Source organism: Agrobacterium sp. 22-226-1 (assembly GCF_053522345.1).
On sequence record NZ_JBNWCP010000024.1, the window covers coordinates 1 to 12,413 of the forward strand.

Here is a 12,413-nt window from a genome sequence, read left to right on the forward strand (position 1 = left end):
AGCCCCCGCTGAAAACACGCAGGGCAAGGTTCAAACATGGGTCAATTCTCGATGGAAATATCCTGGGCTACCGGGTCAGTTCTCAGTGGAAATCAACAGACGTGGAATAGCGGCAATTTTTACACGATTGTCTCGTCGAATTGCCGACGCTCCATGATCGAGTTCGTCACTTCGCTGTTGCATCCGGCAATACCAGCTGACTTCTGCAACGAGCGACTGCCACTGACGCTTGTCGACGACGCCAACGAGCCGCTCCCCAAAAAACATAGATGGCGCGCTCCTCAGGCGGTGACGCCGATAAAAGCTCAATCAACAGGATCGGGTGAGAATTGATGAGTGTCAGCTTTAGAGAATCCCCTATTTCCGCCTCACAAATCAGACAGGCGCTCACCATTCTGATGCCGGAGCTCGAAAGGTTCTGGCAGCGTCCGCTCCTGGACTACGCCCACGCGGTATATGATGATGTCCACAGAGGACAATGCTCCGTTCGTAACGATGCGATGGGGCGTTTGCAGTTGCTGGTCCGCGATGTGGCAATTCGTGCAGGCGTTGATGAGGATCATGCGCTGGACGCTGCCCGGCAGGTATCAGAGATGCCCGTGCTACAAACCGGACCGCATTGCTTCCTGGTTGTGGATCCGGAGGCATTTTACACACATCTGTTCAGCGCTTTGGGTTTAAGTTCCCACAAGCGTCGGTGGCACCTCTACTTCGGCTGTTCGACGGTCAAATTTACGGAGAGACCCGGAAAAGGTCCCGGCTGGCTCGATGTCGGCGGTGAACTCGTCAATGTCTTCGGTTTATCGAAACGGCGCATGGGATCAACCAACCTTTGCGGTCGCAACGGCCCTTATTATCTGGACCTCAGGCCTGACACTGTATCCGCCGCAAACCGGAACGCCGAATGGCTGGGAAACGAGCTGCCCGAGGCCGCGTTCCCGACGGCTGCCGACGCGATCATCGCCGCCAATCGGGCGCTCTGGAAGAAGTCATTCCCCTTGTCACTCCAGTTGCTCCAGTTCAGCGACGCGGACGTGGGGGATCTTGTTGCCGATCACTTCGAAGACCCGGATTCCTGGCTATCGCGACGTTTCACGGGCGATGATCAAGCTGCGGAAAGAATGCTTGCGACCATCGATACGCTGAACCAAGGTCCGTGGGGAGGGTGGATCAGGCGAACAACTGACTTCTTCTGGGGGCTTTTGGACGGGCGGATCGTTCCGCTTCATCTCGATGGCGGTGTCCTGACTGGTTCAACTTCGTCAAGCTTCCGCATCCCGCTTACCCCCGAGCATCTGGCAAGGTCGTTGCGCCAGCGCGAGCTGGTTCCGAATTTGCTTATGATAGCACTCGTCACATCGATCCTGCCGGGCGTCAGGTTACTTGGAGGCAGCCGGCAAACTGTCTACCACCCGCTGATGCGGTACGTCGTTGCTGCCGCACTTGATGTAAACCACGACCGGGCGCTTCTGGCCGCAATGCGTGAAGACCGGCGCTCCGGAATGTGGGGCCATCGCGTTCTTCGTCCGGCAAACGCCTTTCCGCTTCAGGAAACGGAAGAGATTGGACATTGGCTGGCAGTTGCTGCGGCATATGGTGAGCAGCCACTCGAAGTGGCGGCAGGCGATCTTGCTTTCTTCGCCGGCGATCCGATTTGGCGGGAGATGTACGGACATCTTGCAAGCCAGAGGATTACGACAGCGTCACCTGAGTGGGCATGGGCATAGCCAGTATTCACGGCGAGGCAACTTGATGAAAATAACGGGATGGCAGATCCGGAAAATTTCAGATGGAGAGATGGATCTGTTTCGCCAGATCCGACTGGAAGCGCTGAGAAACGAGCCGAACGCCTTCGCGAGTATCTATGGGGACTGGGTAAAATTCTCGGATGCCGAATGGCGTAAACGGATGACTATTCCGATCTTCGTTGCTTTTGCCAAAAGCCGACCGATCGGTTTGATGGCGCTAAAGCAGTTACAACAGTCGAGGATGAGGCACCGCGCAACGCTTACAATGGTTTACGTGAACAAGTGCTTTCGCGGAGCAGGTCTTGCAAACGAGCTGCTGGACACCGCTATAGGGTACGCCAGGGAAAACGGGATAAGACAGATTGAACTGGGAGCGCGAGCCGATCGGACAGCAGCAATTCGATTTTACAAACGTGCCGGCTTTGAGGTGATAGGGACCGTCCCACAGGGATACATTGAGGATGGCCTCGAATTTGAGGAAATCCTTATGGCCAAGCGATTGAAGGCGGGAACTTGAACCCCGTGAGAGTGTCTGAAGGTGCCAGGCAGACGAACGAGCCAGGCACCGGACAAGGTCGATTGTGTACGTCAGGAAGGGAATCGGCCGTTAGAAATAGAGGCACCTAACCCCTTTCCCGGCCGATGGGGCGATGCCATTCAGTTGGATCGAGTGTCCAGCTTTGAAGATAGCGTCTGAGGGGGGCAGATCTTCGGGTCACCTCGCGTCGACCCAAAAGCGGACCGAACAAACACCCACGATGATCCAAGCCAAGTTAGCGGCCTTGTTCTCCAGCAATAAACTTCATCGCCATCATCGATACAGCCTTCAGCTTCTGGTCTGCGTCCGAGCCTTCAAATACCTTATCAAGCATGTCCACGGCGTTTTGGAAGCGGTCCAGTTCGCGGTCAAAAACTTCCGCCTGCGTGGCTTCGCCATAATGCAGATCGGCGAACTCCTGGGCTGCCACCGCAAGAATGAAATAGCCAGCAGCCCGCTCGGGATCCGCCAGCGCGGCCTTCCGGGCCACGGTAGCGGCGCTGTGGTAAGCACGAGAGCCGTTGCCTTTTTCCCGGATGATATCGGTAATCGTATTAAACATGAGGTTCTTCGCCTTTTCTTTTTGCCGAGGGGAGAGCGCCCTCGAAGGTAACGCAATCGGGTTGATCAAAAACTGATAGAGAATGTCCGTCGCGACGTCGAAATCCTCGATTGTCATCGCTTCTTGCGGATTATGTGATCCGTTGCGATTGCGGATAAAGATCATGCCGGACGGAATACCCGCTTGCGAGAACACCGCCGCATCATGGCCGCCACCTGATGCAAGCAGGCAAACAGGTGAACCTGTCGCCCGGGTGGCCTCCCCCAAGTGCGCGATGAGTTTCTTATCGCAGATGGCCGGGCTCGTCCATAAAGCCTCACCGGTATCGAAACGAACGGCGCGCTCGCGCTCGATACGGGCGATCTGGGCAAGAACAAACGAATGCATTCTGTTAAGCATCTCGCTATCCTTGCTACGAATATCGAGACTGAACTCAATAACATCGGGGATCCGGGTCAGTGCATGTTTCTGTTGATCTGTCGAAACCATACCACTGGTTATGACAAGATCACGGCCGGCGGCGACAAATTCATGCCAGGCGGCATCAAGAACGTTGAGAAGTTCCGCCATGGCGAGCACCGGGTCGTGTCTATAGGCGAGGGGAACTGCACCGGAATGACCTGCCTCACCATAGCAAGCGATTTTTCTGTAACGAAAATTACCGCGTATACCCGACACGATGCCGGTCGGCAGATTGCGCTCGACCAAAACAGGACCCTGCTCGATGTGGACTTCGATATAGGCGCTCACCTGGTTCGCGTCGATAATCGCTTTGCCAGCGCGGATCGGCTCCATATTGATACCCACGGCTTCCATATGGTTGGACAGCGTTTGACCGTCACCTCGATGTTTTGCGGCAAGCTCCTCCGGTGAAAGGATGCCAAGCAGGGCTTTGGACCCCACGTAGCAGGGACCAAACCAGGCGCTTTCCTCGCCGCGCATGGCGATGACCTTTACCGGCTGGGAGAAACTGTTTCCCTCTCGCCGGGCGCGAACCAGGCACATAATACCTGACAAAACCCCGGCCAGTCCGTCAAAGTTCCCCCCGCGAGGAACGCTGTCAACATGTGAACCACATAATACAAAGCGATCGGCCGCCTGATGTTCGGGTAGCGAGAATATGACGTTGCGACCCTGGTCCCAAACCGCGGCCAGTCCTTCAGCATGGGCAAAATCCATCAGGAGCTGCAGCGTACCCGTTTCGACATCGGAGAATGCGGGTCGACTGACGCCTTCGAGATCAGCTGATTGTTTGGCGACCTGTCTGAACAGATGGACAGCTGTGCCGGACAGATCGTTAATTTCGCAGGTGTTCGCGAGGGTTGCAGGCATCAGGTATACTCCGCAAGAGCGATCGTTTCTCTGGCAAGTTTTGCAGTGCCGATCAGTGCATCCACACTGGCGAGGCCGCGGGCAATGAGCGCAGCTTCGAGCTCACGAACAAGACGCGGCATGGTAGTCGGCCTGATAAATGTGGCGGTCCCCACCTGCACGGCACGTGCGCCGGCCATCAGGTATTCGATGACGTCGTCAACCTTAGAGATGCCCCCGCAACCGATCACCGGGATGGAAACCGCGTTAGCGCATTGATACGTCATGCGCAGCGTGATTGGTTTTATGGCCGGCCCGGAAAGACCGCCCATAACGTTGCCAAGCCGGATCTCGCCAGTGCGACTGTCAATCGCCATCGCGAGCATGGTATTGGCCGCGACAAGTGCGTTGGCACCTGCAGCTTCGGCTGCCTGAGCCACCTCCACCACTTCACCTGTATTAGGCGACAGCTTTGCCCAGAGAGGCAGATCTGTTGCGTCACGAATTTTCCGAATCACGTTTTCGGTCGAAGCGGGGCGCATGGCGAAGGCCTTGCCATGATCTTCAATATTTGGACAGGAAATGTTGATCTCGATCGCGTCGACACCCGGAATGCTGATTTCCTCGGCGAACCGGGCAAAATCGTCGGCAGTCCCCGAAGATATGCTGACGACAAGAGGCGCCTCATACTGCGTGTAGAAAGGAATTGTGTTTCTGACGAACCAGTCCGCACCCTTGCTGGGTATCCCGATCGAGTTCAGCATTGCACCACTGATCTCACAAACACGTGGCACAGGGTTGCCTGAACGCCTTTCGCGGGTGATGGTCTTGGTCACATGCGCACCAATGCAATCGAGATCGAAAACATCTGCCAGCTCTTCGGAAAATGTGCCGGACGCCGGCATGATCGGGTTTTTTAGCGAGAGAGTTCCGATCCGCGTGGAAAGATCTGTCATCACAGCACCTCGTCGAGGTCAAAGACAGGACCTTCACGGCAGACCCTGAGATTGACTGCCTCTGCCGAACGCTTGAAGGGTCTTACACAGGCCTGACACATTCCAATGCCGCACGCCATATGCTGCTCCAGTGCAACCTGCCCCCCGATGCCATGTCTGGTGGCGATGTCCCGCAGCATGCGCATCAGGCGGGCCGACCCGCAAGTGAAGAACGAATCGACCTGGTGGCTTTTGACCAGCTTATCGACTAGCGGTGTCAGGCTCTCCACGCCGGAATTGCTTTCCAGATCGGTAACGGTGATGACTTCCGCGCCATAGGCGTGAAACAGGTCTGTGGACATAAGAAGTTCGGGAGAGCGTGCGCTGCAAATAGCGGTCAGTCGCCGCCCCGTGTACGCACATTCCCTGGCAAGCGGTGCAAGCGTCGCCAGCCCCACACCCCGCGCCAGAAGAAGAGGCCGCTGCCATTCAGCCTTTAATTCGAAACCCTGGCCAATCGGGCCGACGATATCGAGCGTGTCGCCTGCCTTCAGTTCAGACAGCGCACGCGTACCTGCACCCGCCACCTTGTAGAGGAAGGCAAGCTCTCCTTCTTCCAGGTCATACGAGTAGATACTCATCGGTCGACGGAAAAATGGCTGAAATTGATCCGTCTGCGGGCAAAGAATGTGAAAGAACTGGCCCGGCCGGCAATCGAGCACTGAATCGGGGGCCGAGAGGACAATCAGGCGGTACTGGTCGTTTACCGGTTCGTGTCGTTTTATGATCGTCTCAACCTCATGAATGGATCGATGAGGTGGAAGGGGAGCAGAAGCTGGATAGGCACAAAGACTGGCTGACATGTGTGAATCCGGGAAAAGACGCGCGACTCTCCAGCGGCCAAGTCCGCTGTTGAGGCAAGCATCGACAGAAAGGAAAGTACGCAGACGGAAACACCGGCATCGCGCGATGGAAACTCGGATCAGCGTCGAGCGACAAAGCGATAAAGTGTCATGGGCACTCCTGCGTTCAAAAACAGAACATACGTCTTCAATGCCTGAACAGTCAACAAAAATCTCAATTTTGAGATTTATCGCATTAATAGTCAGTCAAAGGATGCGCTTCCCGGCGACTTCAGTGCAAATCCATCGAGACTGAAGCGCTGTCAGGTTGTCGACGCTGACAAAACCCACTTTTGATATAAGTCTCATCTCTGATAAAACTCTTGGTATTGCGACAGTTTTCATATATATGAGAATAGTATCATTATTAAGACAAAATGGCGACAAAGGGTATTCATGTCATCCACCAGCTTTTTCTCGCGTTTTATGCAGGCCGCCAAAAATGTGTCACCGCTCTGCGTCGGGTTCGACCCTTCACCCACGGTCCTTCAATCCTGGGGGCTTGCGCCCGATGCAAAGGGCGCAGGCCAGCTCTGTCGCGTTCTTCTTGACGCGCTTGACGGGTTGGCTGGTATCGTGAAACCCCAGGTCGCGTTCTTCGAATCCTTTGGCCCCGAAGGCATGCAAGTGCTTTCTCGTTTCATACGCGACGCGAAGTCGCGGGACCTGCTGGTTATCGCCGATGCGAAGCGCGGAGACATCGGTTCGAGCATGGAAGCCTATGCGAGAGCCTGGCTTGGGCCCGAAAGCGCCTTCGGTGCCGACGCGGTCACCGCCAGCCCGTATCTGGGAACCTCGGCGCTATCGCCGCTATACCGGCAGGCGGCTTCGACGGAGACGGCCGTGTTTGTGGTGGTCCGTTCGTCCAATCCGGAAGGTACATCCATTCAAGCCGCCTTGACGCAGGGGCGCAGTGTTGCTCATGACGTCGCGACGTCGGTCACGGCCTGGAACGACGCACTGGAAAATGAGGCCGCTATCGGGCCAGTTGGCGCAGTCGTCGGCGCCACGGGCGGAGCCGAAAATGCGACACTTCTGGATGCGCTGCCCCGATCCCTTTTCCTGTCCCCGGGTATTGGCGCCCAGGGGGCAACGATGCAGGACGCGCATAAAATGTTCGGGTCGAGTGCATCACGGGTAATTCCTACAGTGTCCCGGTCAATTCTTTCAGCAGGGCCCGACCGAGATCGACTTCGCGAGACAATCGCCGACTTCGCCCGTTCAGCTCGCTTCCTGCAGGAGCAGGGGCGCTGATGCCCACATTTTGTCCTTCCTGGAACCCGCGGACATTGCCGAACTCGTTGTGGCCTGCTCACGGCGCGACATGAGTATAACCAATTTTGCAGTTGAAGGACTTGTTCTAAACGACGAAGGGCAAGCGATTCTTATCAAGAGGGGACCGATGTTCCGCGACAATATTGGCCTCCTCGAAGGGATTGGGGGGCAATGCAACAACGCAGGGCGATTTCGGGACGCGTTGCATCGGGAAATCGAGGAAGAAGTTGGAACAGCGGCCGTAATTGAAATCGATCGGTTTTCTCACGTGCGCCTCCAGCATGAAGGGGAAGGAGCGTCGGGAGCTGGCGCGAACTGGATTGTCGTCTCCTATATCTGCTGGTAACGCTCCGGTCCCCTGACAGTTACCGAACCGACAAAGAATAGCGGCTTCCATCTGGTTGATTCGTGCGCATTCAGCGCCGCGGATCTCGCACCTTCGGCAAGATTTTCGCTGGACATTTACCGCGCGTCCACCAAGCAGGCTTCGCCTGACGACGCGACAGAAGATCGACTCACATTGAGGGAGTGACATGGCCGTGGCAAGGCTTGCAACATCGGGTATTTGTCAATTTTTTCTGTCAAACAGGGAAGAGATTCTCTTTAGGAGGGTAGTGGTGATATCTTCTTCAGCAAACGCCCGTGTTGCAAGACGCAGGAAACTGCCCGGTTCCGACGTCGTCGAAAACCCCAACGTTTCGCTCGACCCTACTGGTCGTCATCCACACCGTATTTGGCTATCAGACTATCAATGAAGTCCGCAGCTTCGGTCGCTTTCAGTGCCTGTTCCCACATCTGACGTGAGATATCCTCATGCAGTCGCACTCCATCCTGGGAGCTGGTTATCAGACCGACGCCGACGCGAATATTTGGCTGCTCTCCCAAACGGAACGGACTGATGGCCAGCACCGAGTGATCGGCCTGACGAAAAATCTGGAAGCTTGTGGAGGGGACCGATTGCGGAAGGATACCCAGTTGAACACCCAGCGGCTGCTTTCGGAACAGGCTGCTTATGTGGCGTACTTCCCGGCACGCCATGACCCGGCGGCGCCTCTGAACGTCTTCCGGCAAATCCTGGCGACCAACCAGACCATGGAGGAGAAAACGCTCGAGATCTGAAGAGGCAATCAGGCTTACGAGCAAGGGCCGGCGCAATCGGTAGTTTTTCTTCCGTCCCTTTAACGTATCGATCAACCGGCGGATCGCATCTTCGGTTGCGTCATCCATGGGAGCTGTATCGAGAAAGACCTCCTGAAGCATCTCGTCGTACACTTCCGATGTCAGGAGATAAGAGATCGGACCAAAGAAACCAATGATTTGCTCGCTTTTCTCCTCGAGCTGACGCATGCGCTCAAAGAAGGAGCCAGCGGTGTCAATGTATTCAATGTCAACGCCGAGGAGGCTCTGGATAGAAACGCCCAGAACCTTGGAAATGCTGACGAGGAGCTCGATCTTGAGAATCTCCCCTTTTTCCGCACGATAAAGGGCGGCACGAGAAATGCCAAGACGTTTCGCCATTTCCTCCGGGGAAAGACCGTGACCGATACGATAGGCCTGCAATCGCGCACCAATCTCGTCGATCCGAATCACATCGCCATATGCAGTTTCGTCAGTCATCCTGATGCCGCCGCCAACTTCCAAAGACTAATACATGAGCGATACCGTTCGCATACCGGAAGGATCGGAGCAACATGCCACAATGTCTGCACGGTATTTATACAAATCTAAACTTCTGGACCCCCGGGCAAAATACCGTGAAGCGATGGCTCTATGCGACGACCGTGGAGCCTTTCAGTTATAGGCATGCGGGAATTACGGCGAGAAAATCAATATATGTTCCTGTCGCATTGACAACGCCGCATAGGCGGCGTCAGTCACGTTCACCCTGCCGCGTTCCGCGGCAGGGCCTCGAATTCCCAGGGGTTGCTGCCCGCTCAATCGTCAGGAAAGCTCACGTCCGCGCCGTTCCGGGATCAGGAGCCACATGGCGACCATGTCGAGAATATACAACGTCGCCAACAGAGCGATCGCGAGTTCAAATCCGTAGAACGACGCAATAGTACCGACCACGACGGGGCCAAATCCACCAACGCCGCGTCCGACATTAAAGAGGACGTTTTGTGCGGTAGCGCGGGCCGCGGTCGGAAAAAGCTCGCTGATAAGGGCACCGTAACCGCCAAGCATTCCGTTGACGAAGAATCCCATAACTGCACCTGCCACGAGCAGCTCATAGGGGTCCGTCAGTTGCGAATAGATCACAACCATAACCGCAGCCATGAACATGTACCCGAAGAAAGCAGGACGACGACCGATCCGGTCCGCAATGTGACCAAACATGAAAATGCCCAGTGCCATCCCCGCAATCGTTACGGTCGTCCAGATCGCCGATTGTGTCAGCGCAAAGCCAAACCGGGTAGCAAGATAGTTCGGGAGCCAGATCATCACGCCGTAATAGCCGAAATTCTGAACCGAGCAGAGAATAGCCATCCCGATACTGAGTTTTGTGGTGTCCCAGTCTTCCACCAGAAGTCGCAGCGAGGATTTTGTAGATTTTCCGGCTTTGTTTGCGACAAAAACCTCGGGCTCGTGCAAGGAGTTTCGAATGAAGTAGGCAACGACAGCCGGGAAAATCCCGATCGCGAACATCCCCCGCCACCCGATCACAGGCAAGAGCATTGGCGTCACAATCGCTGCTGCCAGGACACCAAGTTGCCACCCCAGACCGACATAGGATGACGCTCTGGCGCGTTTGTTTGCCGGCCAGGCCTCGGCCACCAGGGCCATCCCGATGCCGAACTCACCGCCAAGGCCGAGACCGGCCATCGTCCGGTAGAAAAGAAGGTCCCAATAGCCCTGTGCAAGGGCGCAAAGTCCAGTGAAGACGGCAAAAAGCACGATGGTCCAGGTCAGAACTTTGACACGGCCCAGTCTGTCGGAGAGCATGCCAAACAGAACGCCCCCGATGACGGCGCCAATGAGCGTCGCGGTAACGAGCGATGCCGCCTGGCCCGGGCTGAGGGAGAGGTCGCTCGAGATTGCTTTCAACATAAACCCGAGGATCAGCAGATCGAACCCGTCCATCGCATAACCGATAGCGGCGCCCAGCATCGCCTTCTTGGCCTTTCCATCCACTTCACTCGGACTCAAACTCACTTCCTCACGATACGCGGTGTCCATGGTCATTTTGTTCCCCTTTTTGACCTAACGGCGAAAAGAAGAATAGATCACACTGATGTCTCAATAGTCAACATTAATCTCAGTATTTAGACGCTCACTTAAAAACATCTTTAGACGAGATAGGCAGGACCGATATTCAATATGGGAAGGGGCACCAGATGCGCCCGATGTCCGGGGGCAATGGTATCAAATTCCGTTTCGTCTCAAAGGCTGCAGCATGAACTTAGGGAACCGATAAGTCCGATCGCCCCAGATTACCCCGTGCACATGGCGGGATGGACAGTGCCGTTTCGGCTCGACAAAATTCCCGAAGCCCTGAAAACGGGGCAGCAACCCTGTTCACTCCATTCGCCAACGTTCCAGCTCGGCAAGTGTAAAGCGCGGTGTTATATGCTGGGGGCAGTTCCAGTCGTATGCTTCCACGGCGATGAGGACAAGACGTTCCACACGAGCGGGATAGTCGGGCACGGTCAGCCTCTTTGCCAGCAACGGATCATCTGCTGCATCGATGATCCGCATACGGGTGAAAATCTTCAGGCGCCGCCGGTGTGCGTAGTCCATCAGGAACAGCGAGACGCGGTCATTGGCTGTCACATTGCCTGTCGTGATGTATTGCCGGTTACCGCGAAAATCCGCAAAACCCAGCAGCGTCGGGTCGAGGACGGTTAGGAAACCGGTCGGCCCACCCCGGTACTGGACGTAAGGCCAACCCGTTTCTGAAACACTGGCGAGATAAAAACCGTCGCGTTCCCGAATGAAGGCTGCTTCTGCGGGGCCGAGGCGCTGGCTTCCGGGCGTCTCGTCCGCGCCACCGCGCGCGGCAATGCGCGCCCATTGTTCGGCGCTTCCATAGTGATCCTGTGCGGCCGCCACGGAGGACGTTGTTGCAATATCAAGATATTTGCTCATTTTCCATCTGCCTCTCCAGGCGGCCGAAACCGACCTCAGTCTTGCAAAGCCCAATCCGCAACCTGCCAACGGATTTGTCCACGGTCGGCAACGACATGGCCTAACCCCGGAAACGGCATGTGCGTGGCGGCAATCAGTGCGCGTTCCGACGCGGCGCGAGGGAAAAAGCGATCACGCATTGCCTTGGCAGCTGCCTGGTCCTGCTCGAACAGAAAGAACACGTCGGTCGCTCCTGGATGTACAACCGGGAAGATCATGTCTGAGACCATGATAAGGCTCTTTCCCTCGTCTTCCACCCGAACGCCGATATGGCCGGGCGTGTGGCCGGTCAGGTCGACAATCGTTACGCCGGGTACAATTTCACGCTCTCCATCGATCGCTTGAAGTCTGGGGTAGAGGCGCACGACCTCTTCCGCCATCTGAAAGCTCGTCTGGAGGAATTCGGGTGCGCCGCTGCGCTTGGCGGGGTCGGTCCAATGCCTGACGTCGCGCCGATCGATATAGACCTCCGCATCCGGGTAATTGTTCTTGCCGCCGGCGATCAGGCCGCCCATGTGGTCCTGATGCATGTGCGTCACGATGACCGCATCGATCTGATCAAGCTGCAGACCAAGTCTGGCGAGGGCTTGCGGCAGGTTGCCGGTTTGCCCGATGGAGCCCGCTGCGCCTGCATCAATCAGGATGCGACGTTGACCATCGTCTACAAGATACTGGTTGAACAGAAACCGCACGCCGCTTGGCCTGGCGGTGAACTGGGCGACTGCCTGCCGTTCCACCTCGGCCGGGGCACGCCCGGGAAAAAAGGTGTAGGGCATATCTGCATAGCCGTCCGTCAGCGCGGTCACAGTGAAGCGGCCGATGCGGATCTGCGCCAGCGGCGTCACGCTGGCCAGCGTCGTGACGGGTTGCGGTGTTGCGGCAAGGGCCCGCGCCCCATGTATCAGTCCTCCCCCGAGGAGGCCAAAAGGAAGAGCGCTGGCGAAGGCACGACGCGAAAGATTGGGCATGACGTCTTTCTCCTTATTCTGACGATGAGGGAAGGTTCCTCGACATCAT

11 protein-coding genes are annotated in these 12,413 nt (G+C 56.3%); 4 read left to right on the forward strand and 7 right to left on the reverse strand.

Going from position 1 to position 12,413, the window contains the following annotated elements; translation table 11 throughout:
• Window positions 1-332: 332 nt before the first annotated feature.
• Complete coding sequence (locus ACQZ5K_RS25155; protein WP_448741789.1) at window positions 333-1,727, forward strand: hypothetical protein; 1,395 nt, start codon at window positions 333-335, stop codon at window positions 1,725-1,727.
• Window positions 1,728-1,752: 25 nt separating this feature from the next.
• Complete coding sequence (locus ACQZ5K_RS25160) at window positions 1,753-2,265, forward strand: N-acetyltransferase family protein (protein WP_448741790.1); 513 nt, start codon at window positions 1,753-1,755, stop codon at window positions 2,263-2,265.
• A 256-nt stretch (window positions 2,266-2,521) separates the two neighbouring features.
• Here ACQZ5K_RS25160 and ACQZ5K_RS25165 read toward each other — a convergent pair whose 3' ends face one another.
• The 3 genes from ACQZ5K_RS25165 to ACQZ5K_RS25175 are packed head-to-tail and all read right to left on the reverse strand — an operon-like array spanning window position 2,522 to window position 5,957.
• Window positions 2,522-4,180, reverse strand: coding sequence for a hydantoinase/carbamoylase family amidase (locus ACQZ5K_RS25165; RefSeq protein WP_448741791.1), 1,659 nt, complete (start codon window positions 4,178-4,180; stop codon window positions 2,522-2,524).
• Window positions 4,180-5,115, reverse strand: coding sequence for a dihydroorotate dehydrogenase (locus ACQZ5K_RS25170; RefSeq protein ID WP_448741792.1), 936 nt, complete (start codon window positions 5,113-5,115; stop codon window positions 4,180-4,182). The genes ACQZ5K_RS25165 and ACQZ5K_RS25170 overlap by 1 nt, the downstream gene beginning before the upstream one ends.
• Window positions 5,115-5,957, reverse strand: a complete 843-nt coding sequence (locus ACQZ5K_RS25175; RefSeq protein WP_448741793.1) for a dihydroorotate dehydrogenase electron transfer subunit — start codon at window positions 5,955-5,957, stop codon at window positions 5,115-5,117. Before ACQZ5K_RS25175 ends, ACQZ5K_RS25170 begins: the two co-directional genes overlap by 1 nt.
• 435 nt (window positions 5,958-6,392) lie before the next feature.
• On the opposite strand from ACQZ5K_RS25175, the gene pyrF reads away from it, so the two are divergent.
• Window positions 6,393-7,250 carry an orotidine-5'-phosphate decarboxylase gene (pyrF, locus tag ACQZ5K_RS25180; protein WP_448741794.1) on the forward strand — a complete coding sequence of 286 codons (858 nt, stop codon included), beginning with the start codon at window positions 6,393-6,395 and terminating at the stop codon, window positions 7,248-7,250.
• A 70-nt stretch (window positions 7,251-7,320) separates the two neighbouring features.
• Entirely contained in the window at window positions 7,321-7,617 is a 297-nt protein-coding gene (locus ACQZ5K_RS25185) for an NUDIX domain-containing protein (RefSeq protein WP_448741795.1), read from the forward strand.
• A 362-nt stretch (window positions 7,618-7,979) separates the two neighbouring features.
• On the opposite strand, the gene ACQZ5K_RS25190 is transcribed toward ACQZ5K_RS25185, so the two are convergent.
• The 4 genes from ACQZ5K_RS25190 to ACQZ5K_RS25205 form a co-directional block, all read right to left on the reverse strand.
• On the reverse strand, window positions 7,980-8,888 hold the full coding sequence (locus tag ACQZ5K_RS25190) for a helix-turn-helix domain-containing protein (RefSeq protein WP_448741796.1): 909 nt from the start codon (window positions 8,886-8,888) through the stop codon (window positions 7,980-7,982).
• Between the two features lie 324 nt (window positions 8,889-9,212).
• Entirely contained in the window at window positions 9,213-10,454 is a 1,242-nt protein-coding gene (locus tag ACQZ5K_RS25195) for an MFS transporter (protein ID WP_448741797.1), read from the reverse strand.
• Between the two features lie 333 nt (window positions 10,455-10,787).
• Window positions 10,788-11,357: a pyridoxamine 5'-phosphate oxidase family protein gene (locus ACQZ5K_RS25200; RefSeq protein ID WP_448741798.1), complete on the reverse strand. Its 570-nt coding sequence runs from the start codon at window positions 11,355-11,357 to the stop codon at window positions 10,788-10,790.
• A 35-nt stretch (window positions 11,358-11,392) separates the two neighbouring features.
• The gene (locus ACQZ5K_RS25205; protein ID WP_448741799.1) at window positions 11,393-12,364 is read right to left on the reverse strand and encodes an MBL fold metallo-hydrolase; all 972 of its coding nucleotides are present in this window, start codon (window positions 12,362-12,364) and stop codon (window positions 11,393-11,395) included.
• Window positions 12,365-12,413: the final 49 nt, after the last annotated feature.

Excerpts from the sequence above, each read along its gene's own strand:
- ACQZ5K_RS25160 (WP_448741790.1), top strand. The coding sequence starts at position 1,753 with ATGAAAATAACGGGATGGCAGATCCGGAAAATTTCAGATGGAGAGATG.
- ACQZ5K_RS25175 (WP_448741793.1), bottom strand. The coding sequence starts at position 5,957 with ATGTCAGCCAGTCTTTGTGCCTATCCAGCTTCTGCTCCCCTTCCACCT.
- ACQZ5K_RS25205 (WP_448741799.1), bottom strand. The coding sequence starts at position 12,364 with ATGCCCAATCTTTCGCGTCGTGCCTTCGCCAGCGCTCTTCCTTTTGGC.
- ACQZ5K_RS25155 (WP_448741789.1), top strand. The coding sequence starts at position 333 with ATGAGTGTCAGCTTTAGAGAATCCCCTATTTCCGCCTCACAAATCAGA.
- ACQZ5K_RS25190 (WP_448741796.1), bottom strand. The coding sequence starts at position 8,888 with ATGACTGACGAAACTGCATATGGCGATGTGATTCGGATCGACGAGATT.
- pyrF (WP_448741794.1), top strand. The coding sequence starts at position 6,393 with ATGTCATCCACCAGCTTTTTCTCGCGTTTTATGCAGGCCGCCAAAAAT.
- ACQZ5K_RS25185 (WP_448741795.1), top strand. The coding sequence starts at position 7,321 with ATGAGTATAACCAATTTTGCAGTTGAAGGACTTGTTCTAAACGACGAA.
- ACQZ5K_RS25195 (WP_448741797.1), bottom strand. The coding sequence starts at position 10,454 with ATGACCATGGACACCGCGTATCGTGAGGAAGTGAGTTTGAGTCCGAGT.
- ACQZ5K_RS25170 (WP_448741792.1), bottom strand. The coding sequence starts at position 5,115 with ATGACAGATCTTTCCACGCGGATCGGAACTCTCTCGCTAAAAAACCCG.
- ACQZ5K_RS25200 (WP_448741798.1), bottom strand. The coding sequence starts at position 11,357 with ATGAGCAAATATCTTGATATTGCAACAACGTCCTCCGTGGCGGCCGCA.
- ACQZ5K_RS25165 (WP_448741791.1), bottom strand. The coding sequence starts at position 4,180 with ATGCCTGCAACCCTCGCGAACACCTGCGAAATTAACGATCTGTCCGGC.